A 12,584-nucleotide genomic window follows, 5' to 3' on the forward strand; every position below is an offset into this window, starting at 1 on the left:
GGCAATCCAGCGACTGAGGTCAAGCCATCGCCAATGCCATTGAAACTGCCGCTGCTGGATTGCCGCGTCGCAAGCTCCTCGCAATGACGGCCCTTTGTCATTACGAGCCGGACATCTGTTATTGGGCTCCCCAGTCATTGCGAGCGAAGCGCGGCAATCCAGCGACTGAGGTCAAGCCATCGCCAATGCGATTGCAAATGCCGCTGCTGGATTGCCGCGTCGCAAGCTCCTCGCAATGACGGCCCTTTGTCATTGCGAGCCCTACATCTGTTATTGCGAGCCCCAGTCAATGCGAGCGAAGCGCGGCAATCCAGCGACTGCGGTCAAGCCATCGCCAATGCCATTGAAACTGCCGCTGCTGGATTGCCGCGTCGCAAGCTCCTCGCAATGACGGCCCTTTGTCATTGCGAGCCCCTTGCAACATTGCTCTGCCCCCCGTCATTGCGAGCGAAGCGCGGCAATCCAGCTGATTTGTTTGGAGTTTTATTGATCCGGACCTTTGAAGTCTGCAGGGTGACTTCAATCTTGCACCTTGTGGGAGCTAGCCCTGCTGGCGATCAGACGCTTGTGGACCACAGGCTTTTCTCTTGCAGTGCAAGCTCCCACAAAATCCTCCCAACTTGGAACACACAGCTCTGACTTCATCGGGCCGAATCTATGAGATATCTCCGGATTCGGATTGATAAATCTTAGATATCAATATTCCCCGCCCGCAGCGCATTGGTCTCGATGAAGTGGCGGCGTGGCTCGACTTCGTCGCCCATGAGCATGGTGAACACGCGGTCGGCTTCGATGGCGTCGTCGATCTGCACGCGCAACAGGCGGCGCACGGTGGGGTCCATGGTGGTTTCCCAAAGCTGAGCGGGGTTCATTTCGCCCAAGCCCTTGTAGCGCTGACGGCTGGTGGTGCGTTCGGCTTCACTGATGAGCCAATGCATGGCCTGGCGGAAGTCGCCCACTTTTTCTTCTTTTTGGCGCTCGCCTTCGCCGCGCTGGGCTTTGGCACCTTCGCTGAGCAGGCCCCGGAAGGTTTCGGCCGCTTCGGACAGTGCGGCGTAGTCGGCACCGCGCACGAAGTCTTGGGTGATGACGCTGCTCTTGATGTTGCCGTGGTGGCGACGGCTGATGCGCAGGATGGGTTTGTCGGTGCGCACATCAAATTCGGCGGACACTTCGGCCGGGATGCCGGTGGTGTTGAGTTCGCGCAGCTTGGCTTGCAGTGCGGGGGCGCAGGCGGCGGCGGTTTCGAGGGTTTCGAGGTTGATCGACACACCGTCGGCCATGGCGCGCAGGGCTTCGGCGTCCATGAAGTTGGACAGGCGGCCAATGACCGCTTCGGCCACTTGGTGCTTTTGCGCCAGGGCCTCCAGGGTGTCGCCGCTGAGCACCTGGGCGTTGTCGCCGCCGGTGGTGATGCTGGCGTCTTTCAAGGCGATGCGCAGCAAGAAGCCGTCGAGCGCCGGGCCGTCCTTGAGGTACAGCTCTTCTTTGCCGGCCTTGACTTTGTAGAGCGGTGGCTGGGCGATGTAGATGTGGCCACGCTCGACCAGCTCGGGCATCTGGCGGTAGAAGAAGGTGAGCAGCAAGGTGCGGATGTGCGCGCCGTCCACGTCGGCGTCGGTCATGATGATGATGCGGTGGTAGCGCAGCTTGTCGGGGTTGAAGTCGTCGGTGCCGCTCTTGCCGGAGTCGGCGGCCACTTTGCCAATGCCGGTGCCCAAGGCGGTGATGAGCGTGATGATTTCGTTGCTGGTCAGCAACTTTTCGTAGCGGGCTTTTTCGACGTTCAGGATCTTGCCGCGCAGTGGCAAGATGGCCTGGAATTTGCGGTCGCGGCCTTGCTTGGCGGAACCTCCGGCCGAGTCTCCCTCGACGATGTAGATTTCGCACAGGGCCGGGTCTTTTTCCTGGCAGTCGGCCAGTTTGCCGGGCAGGCCCATGCCGTCGAGCACGCCTTTGCGGCGGGTCATTTCACGGGCCTTGCGGGCCGCTTCGCGGGCGCGGGCGGCTTCCACGATCTTGCCGCAGATGATCTTGGCGTCGTTCGGGCGCTCTTCCAGGTAGTCGGTCAGGGCTTTGGCCACGATGTCTTCCACCGGGGCGCGCACTTCGCTGGACACCAGTTTGTCTTTGGTCTGGCTCGAGAACTTGGGTTCGGGCACCTTGACTGAGAGCACGCAGCACAGGCCTTCGCGCATGTCGTCGCCGCTGACTTCGACCTTTTGCTTTTTGGCGATCTCGTTTTTCTCGATGTACTTGGCAATCACGCGGGTCATCGCGGCGCGCAGGCCCGTGAGGTGGGTGCCGCCATCACGCTGGGGGATGTTGTTGGTGAAGCACAGCACCGACTCGTTGTAGCCGTCGTTCCACTGCATGGCCACTTCCACACCGATGCTGGTGCCGGGAATGCCGCCGTAGCTGTCGGCCGGGCGCTCGCCGTTGGCATGAAAGGCCGTGGGGTGCAGCACTTTTTTGTTGGCGTTGATGAAGTCGACAAAGCCTTTGACGCCACCGGCACCTGAAAAGTCGTCTTCCTTGCCGCTGCGTTCGTCTTTGAGGCGGATGCGCACGCCGTTGTTGAGGAAGGACAGTTCGCGCAGGCGCTTGGCCAGGATGTCGTAGTGGAAGTCGTTGTTCTGCGTGAAGATGTCGGTATCGGGCAGGAAGTGCACTTCGGTGCCGCGCTTGTCAGTGGCGCCGGTCACGCGCATGGGCGAGACTTCAAAACCATCCACGGTGTCGAGCAAGCGGTTTTGCACAAAGCCGCGTGCAAATTCGATTTCGTGCACTTTGCCTTCGCGACGCACCGTGAGGCGCAGCCATTTACTGAGGGCGTTCACGCAGGACACGCCCACGCCGTGCAAACCGCCAGAGACCTTGTAGCTGTTTTGGTTGAACTTGCCGCCCGCGTGCAGTTCGGTCAGAGCGATTTCTGAGGCACTGCGCTTGGGCTCGTGCTTGTCGTCCATCTTCACGCCTGTGGGGATGCCACGGCCGTTGTCGGTCACACTGATGGAGTTGTCTGAATGGATGGTGACGACGATGTCGTCGCAGTGGCCGGCCAGCGCTTCGTCAATCGAGTTGTCCACGACCTCAAAGACCAGGTGGTGCAAACCGGTGCCGTCCGAGGTGTCGCCGATGTACATGCCGGGGCGTTTGCGCACGGCTTCCAGGCCTTCCAGGATCTGGATGGCACCTTCGCCATAGCCTTCAGATGCGCCCGCCTGATGGGCGTCGATCTTGGGCTGAGCGGTGGTGAATGCGTCTTCGCTGGGGGTGATGTCGTCGGTCATGTGAGTTTTTCTCGGTCGCTTGAATGGCCGAAACCCGCGAGGGGTCGCGGGTTTCGATAAGGTCTATGGCCTGTTGGCTTTCGCCTTAAATGCGCATCGGCATCACCACATATTTGAAGTTGTCGTTCTCGGGGATCGTGATCAGCGCCGAGCTGTTGGCATCGGCCAGGTCAATGCGCACCATGTCCTGACTCATATTGCTGAGCACATCAATGATGTAGGTCACGTTGAAGCCGATCTCAATGCTGTCACCGCTGTAGTCGATGTCGAGTTCGTCCACGGCTTCTTCCTGCTCGGCGTTGGTGGACGCCACGCGCAGGCTGCCGGGGTCGAGGTTCAGGCGCACACCCTTGAATTTGTCGCTGGTCAAAATGGCCGTGCGCTGCAGGCAGGACAGCAGGGCTTGACGACCCAGGGTCATGTTGTTGCTGTGGCCTTTGGGGATCACGCGGTTGTAGTCGGGGAACTTGCCTTCGACCAGTTTGGTCACGAACTCCATGCCGTCAAAGCTGAACTTGGCCTGGTTGTTGGCAAACTGCATCTCAATCGCGCCGTCAGCGTCCGACAGCAAACGCTGCAATTCGAGCACGGTCTTGCGTGGCAGGATGACTTCTTGTTTGGTGGGCACTTCCACGTCGAGTGTGGCGGCCGTGAAGGCCAGGCGGTGGCCATCGGTGGCGACCAAACTCAGGCGATTGCCTTCGGCCACAAACAAGATGCCGTTGAGGTAGTAGCGAATGTCGTGCACGGCCATGGCAAACGAAACCTGACTCAGCAACTGCTTGAGGGTTTTTTGCGGCACGCTGAACACGGGGCCAAAGGTGGCCGCCTCTTGCACCAGCGGAAAGTCTTCGGCCGGCAAGGTCTGCACGGTGAACTTGGACTTACCGCCCTTGAGGATCAGTTTGGCTTGCGAAGACTCCAGGCTCACGGTTTGGTCAGCCGGCATGGTGCGCAAGATGTCGATGAGTTTGCGGGCCCCCACGGTGGTGGTGAAGTCACCGGGGTCACCGTCCATCTCGGTCGTGGTGCGGATCTGGATTTCGAGATCGCTGGTGGTCAGCTGCACGGCGTGACCCGTTTTGCGGATCAGCACGTTGGCCAACACGGGCATGGTGTGACGACGCTCCACAATGCCGGACACGGATTGCAACACGGACAGCAATTTGTCTTGAGTGGCCTTCAGAACGATCATTTGTCTACCTTTGATGGTTTTTCAAGCTTGAGCCTTGTGGGCTGGGGTGAGGTGGTCAACAGACGACATTTTCGCCTGTTTTTGGGTGCTTTTGAGGGGCATGGACTGGATTGCCGTGTCGCAAACTCCTAGACATGACCCCAAAGCGTGAACTCATCTGGTCCTGTCAGCCCTTGAGGGTCTGCTCCAACACGTGCAGTTGCTGGTTCAGCTCAGTCATTTGCTGGCGCTCGGTGCCAATTTTGCGAACGGCATGCAGCACGGTGGTGTGATCACGGCCACCAAACAGCTCGCCAATTTCGGGCAGGCTTTTTTTGCGTCATTTCCTTGGCCAGGTACATGGCAATCTGGCGTGGCCGGGCAATGCTGGCGGGGCGCTTTTTGCTGTACATGTCCGCGACCTTGATCTTGTAGTAGTCGGCCACGGTCTTCTGGATGTTCTCGACGCTGATCTGGCGGTTCTGGATAGACAGCAAATCGCGCAGGGCGTCGCGCGCCAGCTGGATGGAGATTTCCTTCTGGTTGAAACGCGAATAGGCCAGGATCTTGCGCAGCGCGCCTTCAAGCTCACGCACGTTGGAGCGGACGTTTTTGGCCACGAAAAACGCCACTTCCTCGGGCATTTCACTGCCTTCGCTGATGGCTTTGTTGATCAAAATGGCCACCCGCATTTCCAGCTCGGGCGGCTCCATGGCCACCGTGAGACCGGAATCAAAGCGGGACACCAGACGCTCATGGATGTCCGCCAGCCCCTTGGGGTAGGTGTCGCTGGTCATCACGATGTGCGACTTTTTAGCCAGCAGGGCTTCAAAGGCGTTGAAGAATTCTTCTTGGGTGCGGTCCTTGTTGGCAAAGAACTGCACGTCGTCGATCAGCAGCAAATCGAGCGAGTGGTAGTGGTGCTTGAATTCGTCAAAAGTCTTGCGCTGATAGGCTTTAACCACATCCGACACAAATTGTTCGGCATGGATGTAGAGAACTTTGGATTCCGGACGGTCAGCCAGCAGCTTGTTGCCGATAGCGTGCATCAAATGGGTCTTGCCCAAGCCGACGCCGCCGTAGATGAACAAGGGGTTGTAAAGGTGCCCCGGAGAGCCCGCCACATGCATGGCAGCGGCGCGAGCCATGCGGTTGGCTGTGCCTTCCACCAGGGTGTCAAATGTCAGTGCTGTATTGAGGCGGCTGCGGAAGGTGTTGGCCACAGGCTCGTCTGGCACATCGAGCACTTCAGGCGCGCGCTCCATCGACGATGGCGTGGACAGGCGCACAGACTTGGCAGGACCTTCGCGCGGAGTAATCGCTAACTCAAGTTGAACAGGATGCCCCTGCAAACGCTCCAGCATGGCCGACAAACGACCCGCATATTGGGCACGGACCCAGTCAAGTTTGAAGCGGTTGGCGACGTATACCGTCAGACGCAATTGGTCTTCGGAAACCTGTGCGCTCAGGGGTTTGATCCAGGTGTTGAACTGCTGCTCTGGCAGTTCGCGGGACAGCTCATCGATGCAAGCCTGCCACAAGGATGCGCCAGCATCCGACTGGTATTCTGATGTGAGTCCCTCGTGCATTTGTATTTGTTTTATTGTGGACAGTAGGAGGCTGGAGCGGCTGGAAAAACTGATTTATCAAGAGCTTATCCACATGCCGACTCGGCAATTGGGTGCTGATCATAAACCACATCCAGGCAATTTTGACGACCACCTCACGAAAGCCTTTCGCACCAATAATTTGCCGTTCGCCAGAAAGTTTGCGATAATCTTGGGTTTCGCCCAAAGCAGCTTATGGCTTTGGGCTCTAAGGAAGAGTTATGAAACGCACCTACCAACCATCCAAGACACGTCGCGCCCGTACCCACGGTTTCCTGGTTCGCATGAAAACCCGTGGTGGCCGTGCCGTGATCAACGCACGCCGCGCCAAGGGCCGCAAGCGTCTGGCTGTCTAATGTCCGCGCAACCGTCTGGCAGTGATCTGATGTTGCTGCAGGCGGTTGGTGCTGGGGCCTGGCCACCGTGCAGCGTCTAAAAACACGCCCACAATTTCAGGCCGCCCTGGCTGGCGGTACGGTCTCGCGTACGGCGCACTTTGCGTTGCATCGCCTGAACCTGGTCGCACCGACAGACACCTCTTTGGCACCCGCCGATCAAGTCGGGCCTGAACCTTCACAGGAGCAGGCCCTTTTTGACTTGGCCGATGTCTGGCTGGGTGCCATGGTGCCCAAACGCTGGGCACGCCGCGCCGTCACACGCAACGCCATCAAAAGGCAGATTTACAACGTGAGCGAGCACTTTGGTGATCGCCTGCCTGTGGCCGCCCATGTGGTTCGTTTGCGCACCACCTTTGACCGCAAGCAATTCATCAGCGCCACTTCTGAGGTCTTGAAGCAGGCTGTCCGACAAGAGCTCGTGCAATTGTTCGAGCGTGCCGTCCGACCCCTGACAACAGAGGCTCGCGCATGATCATTCAGCGTTTGTTGATGGGCGTGGTGCGCGGCTACCGCTTGCTGCTGAGTCCTTGGCTGGGATCGTCCTGCCGTTTTGAGCCTACGTGTTCGGCTTACGCCTTGCAAGCGCTGGAACTGCATGGCGCCGCTCAAGGGACTTATCTGACGGTTCACCGCTTGGTGCGTTGCGGGCCTTGGTGCACTGGCGGCCATGACCCTGTTCCCACGCAAGCGCCTCGCTTGTTTTCTGCTTTGTTTTCTCCCACTTCGTCAAAGAAGACCCCATGAACGATATCCGTCGCACCATCCTTTGGGTGATTTTTGGTTTTTCCATGGTCCTGCTGTGGGATCAATGGCAGCTGCACAACGGCCACAAAGCCACTTTCTTTCCAAAACCGGAAGTAGCCGCTCCTGCGATCAATGCCTCAACACCGGCTGCCAGCGCCAATGGCGTGCCCACAGCCAGCACCGCAGCGGTGACGGCCACACCTGGCCAAGTGCCTTCGTCTGCGCCTGCCGCCGCTGCCGTCCCCCGCGAGAAGATCGAAGTGGCCACCGATGTGCTCAAGCTCAGCTTTGACACCGAAGGCGGCTCTTTGGTGCGTACCGAATTCACAAAGCATGCTGACTTTGTTGACAGCAGCAAACCGTTTGTTTTGCTCGACCAAAGCAGTAGCCGCGTTTACATGGCCCAAACCGGCCTGATCGGCGGCGACTTTCCCACGCACAAATCGCCCATGAAGTTCAGCGGAGATCGCAGCCTGAAAGAGGGCCAGAACGAGCTGACCTTGCGTTTCGAGTCCGATGAGCAAAACGGCGTGAAACTGGTCAAGACCTACACCCTGAAGCGCGGCAGCTACGCCATTGGCGTCAAGCACGAAGTGATCAACACCGGCACCGCCAACGTATCGCCTCAGCTGTACTTGCAACTCGTGCGGGATGGCAACAAGCCTGCGGGTGAGTCGTCGTTCTACTCCACCTTCACAGGTCCTGCTGTTTATACCGAGGCCAAAAAGTACCAGAAGGTTGAGTTCAGCGACATCGAAAAGAACAAGGCCGAAATTGACAAGACATCACCCAATGGCTATGTGGCCATGGTGCAGCACTACTTCGCAACCGCCTGGTTGCTGGCGGATGGCATTCAGCGCGAAAACTTCGTGCGCAAGGTGGATACCAATTTGTACGCCGTGGGCATGATCACACCTCTGGCCGATGTGGCACCCGGCCAATCCAAGAGTGTGAGCACCCAATTGTTCAGCGGCCCCCAGGAAGAAAAAGTGCTCGAAGCCTTGGCCCCCGGCCTGGACTTGGTGAAAGACTATGGCTGGCTGGCCATGCTGTCCAAGCCTTTGTACTGGTTGCTGGACAAGCTGTTTGGCTTCATCCAGAACTGGGGCTGGTCCATCGTGGCGCTGGTGCTCTTGCTCAAAATTGCTTTCTATTGGCTCAACGCCAAGGCTTACGCCAGCATGGCCAAGATGAAAGCCATCAACCCCAAGATCATGGACATGCGTGAACGTCTGAAAAACGATCCGCAAAAAATGCAGCAGGAGATGATGCGCATTTACCGCGAAGAAAAGGTCAACCCCATGGGGGGCTGCTTCCCGATCATGGTGCAGATCCCGGTGTTCATTGCCCTGTACTGGGTGCTGTTGTCCAGCGTTGAAATGCGCAATGCACCTTGGGTTCTCTGGATTCATGACCTGTCTGCACCCGATCCGTTCTTCATCCTGCCATTGGTCATGACCTTGACCACTTTGCTGCAAACCGCACTCAACCCCGCGCCGCCAGACCCGATGCAGGCCAAGCTGATGTGGATCATGCCGCTGGTGTTTTCGGTGATGTTCTTCTTCTTCCCGGCTGGCTTGGTGCTGTACTGGATCACGAACAACATCTTGTCGATTGCCCAGCAGTGGATGATCAACACCCGCATGGGCGTGCCGCCACAATTCAACTTGCCCAAGTTCAAGTAAACCCCGAAGGGCCGCGCAAGCGGCCTTTTTTTGGCCTTGGCGCTTACGCATGGGCCACTTACCCCCATCTCGCCATTCACCACCGCCCATGCTCGCCAGACACCAGGAACCCATCGTCGCCATCGCCACTGCACCGGGACGCGGCGCGGTGGGCATCGTGCGGGTGTCGGGGCGCAAGCTGTCGTCCTTGATCGAGGCCTTGTGTGGGCGCAGCCTCAAACCGCGCGAAGCCACTTATCTGCCCTTTGCCGATGCCGATGGCAGCCCGATCGACCACGGCCTGGCGCTGAGCTTTGTGGCACCGCACTCATTCACTGGCGAAGACGTGCTGGAGTTGCAAGCGCACGGCGGGCCGGTGGTCTTGCAGCTGCTGGTGGCGCGTTGCCTGCAAGCAGCAGCCGAAATGGACACAGCCACAGGCCAGCCACGTTTGGCCGGTTTGCGCGTGGCGCAGCCGGGCGAATTTTCTGAGCGCGCTTTTTTGAATGACAAGATCGACCTGGCACAAGCCGAGGCGATTGCCGACCTGATCGACGCCAGCACCGAGGCCGCTGCACGCAGCGCCAGCCGGTCCTTGGCGGGAGATTTTTCCAAAGAAATCCATGGGCTGCGCGATGCCTTGATTCACCTGCGCATGCTGGTCGAGGCGACGCTGGACTTCCCCGAAGAAGAGATTGATTTCTTGCAAAAAGCCGATGCGCAAGGGCAACTGAATCGCTTGCAAACGGCCGTGATGACTGTGCTGGGCAAAGCCCGGCAAGGCGCATTGCTGCGCGAAGGCATCAAGGTGGTGATTGCGGGCCAGCCCAATGCCGGCAAGAGTTCTTTGCTCAATGCTTTGGCCGGGGCCGAGCTGGCCATCGTCACACCCATTGCGGGCACCACCCGCGATGTGGTGCAGCAAACGATACAGATCGAAGGCGTGCCGCTGCATGTGATCGACACCGCCGGGCTGCGCGAGGGCGAGGGCGTGGACGAGGTGGAGCAAATTGGCATTGCACGCGCCTGGGGCCAGATTGAGAACGCCGATGCGGTGCTGTTTTTGCACGACCTGACGCGTGTCGGCCAGGCCGATTACGACAGCGCCGATGCCGAGATCTCCACCCGACTGCATAGCCGCCTGCCCGCCAGCGTGGCAGTGATCGATGTGTGGAACAAGGCCGACGCTGCGCCTGTGTCACTGGAGCGCACGGGCTTGAACCTGTCTGCACGCACGGGTGAGGGGCTGCAGGCCCTGCGCCAGCAGCTGCTGCAACAAGCCGGTTGGCAGCAAGCCAGCGAGGGCCTGTTCATCGCCCGCGAGCGCCATGTGCAGGCCCTGCACCGTGTGCGCGAACATCTGGAAGTGGCCGACGCGCATTTGGCCGCGCAAGCGCAAAACCTGGACCTGCTGGCCGAAGAACTGCGACTGGGCCAAAACGCCCTGAACGAGATCACGGGCGAATTCAGCGCCGACGATTTGCTGGGTGTGATTTTTTCGAGTTTTTGCATCGGTAAGTGAGCACAGGCATCGCTACGACAGAGAAACCTTTCGGTTTCTTGTTGTTGCCGATCAGCGGCTACCACCCCACCACGCGCCTGCGCCCGATCATCCATGTCGGAGCTGAAGCTGCCGACCTACACATCAAAGCGTTGTTAGTCCCGTTGGTCGGCGGTCGAAGACCCCGACGTGCTGCCTGTACAAAGCGCCCTCAAAAGGTCGCCTCAGCGACTGATTTGAGCAACCTTCGGGCACAAGATAGCTGTTTCGACGCACGCAAACGCCATGACCGCCGACGCCCAAGCCACCCTCAGCCTTGAACAAGACGCCTATTTGCGCAGCCGATCCGACTGGATGGGCGCTTACCTGGTGCTGCACGCTTGGGGTGTCATGGCTTTGGCCATGGCTGTTTTCATCGCATGGCCCAACCCCTTGAGCTTCATCGTCGCCTTGGTCATCATTGGCGGGAGGCAGTTGGGGCTGGCGATCTTGATGCACGATGCGGCGCACCGCGCCTTGTTCAAGAACACCTGGCTCAATGACACCTTGGGTGCTTTTTTGTGCGGCTGGCCCGTGGGTGCGAGCCTCACGCTGTACCGCCCTTATCACCTGAGCCACCACCGCCACACGCAGCAAAAGGAAGACCCCGACCTGATGTTGTCGGCCCCCTTTCCCATCACCCGACAAAGCTTCTGGCGCAAGATGCGGCGCGACATTTTGGGTGTCACGGCTTACCAGCGCCGCATGGAAATTTTCCGCATGGAAATGGGCCAAGACCCCAGCCGATGGCAGCGCCTGAAAAACCTGATCGCCTCAGAAAAGTACTTCTTCCTCAGCAACCTGACCATTTTCACCATCACCGCCGCTGCGGGCGTGTGGTGGGCTTACTTCGCCTTGTGGCTGCTGCCTTTGCTGACTTGGTACCAGGTGATCAGCCGCATCCGCAACATTGCCGAGCACGCAGTGGTGGGCGACAACAACGACCGCCTGCGCAACACCCGCACCACGCTGACGAACTGGGGCATGCGCATGGTGCTGGCCCCTTACTGGGTGAATTACCACCTGGAGCACCACCTGTTGGTGTTCACGCCTTGCTGGAAGCTGCCTGCCGCACACCGCCTGCTGATCTCGCAAGGCTTTGGCCCGCGCATGGAGTTGGCCCAAGGCTATCTGCAAGTGTTGCGCAAAGCAGTGTCCAGGCCGCATGACGATGTTGACCACGGCGCGCCGGGCCATGCACGCAAACGGGCTCAACTCATCTGATGGTCAGCACCTGACCGCTCTGCTGTGCACCCACAGTCAAAGGATTGAACATGGCACATCGACTCGACCAACAAGTGGCCATCATCACCGGTGCCAGCCGTGGCATAGGCCGCGCAATCGCCGAGGCTTATGCCGCTGAAGGGGCCAGCCTGTGCCTGATCGCCACCGATGAATCCCGCCTGAACGAAGTCAAGGATGCGCTGGGCTTGCCGCCTGAGCGCATCATGACCACAGGCCTGAACGTGACCGACCGCGATGCGTGCTTTGCAGCGGTGGCACAAGTCGAACATCGCTTTGGCCGCGTGGATGTGCTGGTCAACAACGCTGGCGTGTACCGGGCCAAGCCTTTCATGGACTATGTTCCGCAAGACTTTCAGGACATGCTCGATGTGAACCTGTTTGGCGTGCTGCACTTCACCCAAGCGTGTTTGCCCGGCATGCAGGCGCGAGAGCATGGCCGCATCATCAACATGGCGTCGACCGCGGGCAAATGGGGGTCGCGCAACCAAAGCGCCTACAACGTGAGCAAGCACGCGGTGGTGGGGTTGACGCGTTGTCTGGCGCTTGAAGCGAGCCCCTACAAAGTCACTGTCAATGCCATTTGTCCCGGTTTCATCCAGACCGACATGGTGGAAGAACTCAAGGCACAGGTGGCCCTCAGCTCGGGCATCAGTGGCGATGACATGGTCAAGGCGGTGTTGACACGCGTGCCGCTGGGCCGTGTGCTGGAGCCTTGCGAGATTGCGAGTTTGGCGGTGTACCTGGGCTCTGCCGAGTCACGGGGCATGACAGGGCAATCCATTCATTTGGATGGCGGCATGGTCTTGAGTTGAGTTTTTTTCAACGCCTTTGTGAATCGCACGGGGCGTTCAGACACTTGTGAGACAAGCGTTCGGGATAACCACTACGCACTTTTGCGGCGATCAACTCAGAATGCATC

At 59.1% G+C, this 12,584-nt stretch carries 9 protein-coding genes and 1 pseudogene; 7 read left to right on the plus strand and 3 right to left on the minus strand.

Annotation, left to right across the window (positions count from 1 at the left end):
* Positions 1 to 689: 689 nt before the first annotated feature.
* The 3 genes and pseudogenes from gyrB to dnaA form a co-directional block, all read right to left on the minus strand.
* Positions 690 to 3,293 carry a DNA topoisomerase (ATP-hydrolyzing) subunit B gene (gene gyrB, locus H663_RS34325; RefSeq protein WP_053169189.1) on the minus strand — a complete coding sequence of 868 codons (2,604 nt, stop codon included), beginning with the start codon at positions 3,291 to 3,293 and terminating at the stop codon, positions 690 to 692.
* Between the two features lie 85 nt (positions 3,294 to 3,378).
* Positions 3,379 to 4,488, minus strand: a complete 1,110-nt coding sequence (gene dnaN, locus H663_RS34330; RefSeq protein ID WP_053169191.1) for a DNA polymerase III subunit beta — start codon at positions 4,486 to 4,488, stop codon at positions 3,379 to 3,381.
* A 166-nt stretch (positions 4,489 to 4,654) separates the two neighbouring features.
* A pseudogene (dnaA, locus tag H663_RS34335) lies at positions 4,655 to 6,056 on the minus strand (chromosomal replication initiator protein DnaA).
* Positions 6,057 to 6,295: 239 nt separating this feature from the next.
* Between dnaA and rpmH the strand changes: the two are divergent.
* From rpmH to H663_RS34370, 7 genes are all read left to right on the plus strand, one after another.
* Positions 6,296 to 6,430: a 50S ribosomal protein L34 gene (gene rpmH / locus H663_RS34340; protein WP_005798102.1), complete on the plus strand. Its 135-nt coding sequence runs from the start codon at positions 6,296 to 6,298 to the stop codon at positions 6,428 to 6,430.
* A 67-nt stretch (positions 6,431 to 6,497) separates the two neighbouring features.
* Positions 6,498 to 6,944, plus strand: coding sequence for a ribonuclease P protein component (locus H663_RS34345; protein ID WP_053169196.1), 447 nt, complete (start codon positions 6,498 to 6,500; stop codon positions 6,942 to 6,944).
* Positions 6,944 to 7,216, plus strand: a complete 273-nt coding sequence (gene yidD, locus H663_RS34350; RefSeq protein ID WP_205872732.1) for a membrane protein insertion efficiency factor YidD — start codon at positions 6,944 to 6,946, stop codon at positions 7,214 to 7,216. The genes H663_RS34345 and yidD overlap by 1 nt, the downstream gene beginning before the upstream one ends.
* Positions 7,213 to 8,901: a membrane protein insertase YidC gene (gene yidC, locus H663_RS34355; RefSeq protein WP_053169200.1), complete on the plus strand. Its 1,689-nt coding sequence runs from the start codon at positions 7,213 to 7,215 to the stop codon at positions 8,899 to 8,901. Before yidD ends, yidC begins: the two co-directional genes overlap by 4 nt.
* 88 nt (positions 8,902 to 8,989) lie before the next feature.
* The gene (gene mnmE / locus H663_RS34360; RefSeq protein WP_053169202.1) at positions 8,990 to 10,402 is read left to right on the plus strand and encodes a tRNA uridine-5-carboxymethylaminomethyl(34) synthesis GTPase MnmE; all 1,413 of its coding nucleotides are present in this window, start codon (positions 8,990 to 8,992) and stop codon (positions 10,400 to 10,402) included.
* Between the two features lie 264 nt (positions 10,403 to 10,666).
* Complete coding sequence (locus H663_RS34365; RefSeq protein WP_053169204.1) at positions 10,667 to 11,644, plus strand: fatty acid desaturase family protein; 978 nt, start codon at positions 10,667 to 10,669, stop codon at positions 11,642 to 11,644.
* Between the two features lie 50 nt (positions 11,645 to 11,694).
* Positions 11,695 to 12,477, plus strand: coding sequence for an SDR family NAD(P)-dependent oxidoreductase (locus tag H663_RS34370; protein WP_053169206.1), 783 nt, complete (start codon positions 11,695 to 11,697; stop codon positions 12,475 to 12,477).
* Positions 12,478 to 12,584: the final 107 nt, after the last annotated feature.

The organism is Limnohabitans planktonicus II-D5 (genome assembly GCF_001270065.2).
Taxonomy (GTDB): Bacteria; Pseudomonadota; Gammaproteobacteria; order Burkholderiales; family Burkholderiaceae_C; genus Limnohabitans_A; species Limnohabitans_A planktonicus.

Bases quoted from the DNA above. Each gene is read 5' to 3' on its own strand.
- yidC (WP_053169200.1), top strand. From the start codon at position 7,213: ATGAACGATATCCGTCGCACCATCCTTTGGGTGATTTTTGGTTTTTCC.
- gyrB (WP_053169189.1), bottom strand. From the start codon at position 3,293: ATGACCGACGACATCACCCCCAGCGAAGACGCATTCACCACCGCTCAG.
- mnmE (WP_053169202.1), top strand. From the start codon at position 8,990: ATGCTCGCCAGACACCAGGAACCCATCGTCGCCATCGCCACTGCACCG.
- rpmH (WP_005798102.1), top strand. From the start codon at position 6,296: ATGAAACGCACCTACCAACCATCCAAGACACGTCGCGCCCGTACCCAC.
- dnaN (WP_053169191.1), bottom strand. From the start codon at position 4,488: ATGATCGTTCTGAAGGCCACTCAAGACAAATTGCTGTCCGTGTTGCAA.
- H663_RS34365 (WP_053169204.1), top strand. From the start codon at position 10,667: ATGACCGCCGACGCCCAAGCCACCCTCAGCCTTGAACAAGACGCCTAT.
- H663_RS34370 (WP_053169206.1), top strand. From the start codon at position 11,695: ATGGCACATCGACTCGACCAACAAGTGGCCATCATCACCGGTGCCAGC.